The 269-nt window shown below is 53.9% G+C and carries 1 protein-coding gene; it reads left to right on the forward strand.

All coding sequences use genetic code 11. From position 1 onward, the window contains the following. The coding region (locus EZM41_RS11080; RefSeq protein ID WP_198471142.1) for a DUF488 family protein, N3 subclade at positions 1–239 on the forward strand (239 nt) is incomplete at its 5' end. Positions 240–269: the final 30 nt, after the last annotated feature.

A 269-nucleotide genomic window follows, 5' to 3' on the forward strand; every position in this document is an offset into this window, starting at 1 on the left:
TCGCGCGCGATTATGCGCTCGAACTCGACGGAAAACCTGACGTCTTAAAAGCCATACTTGAGGCTGCAATAAATGGCGACGTTACGCTCCTATTCGCAGCTAAGGATAGGGAGCACAATAACGCAGTAGTCCTGAAGCGCATGCTATCACCCTGGCAGATGAACTTTTCCCCACCCAGCAGGTCTTCGAGGAGATACGACTGCCCCTCCGATATGCCGAGCTCGCCTATGGGGATTTGAAGCGTTGCCTCGTGGGCATGGAACGGATCA

The sequence above is a fragment of the Acetomicrobium sp. S15 = DSM 107314 genome, from assembly GCF_016125955.1.
GTDB classification, from domain to species: Bacteria; Synergistota; Synergistia; order Synergistales; family Thermosynergistaceae; genus Thermosynergistes; species Thermosynergistes pyruvativorans.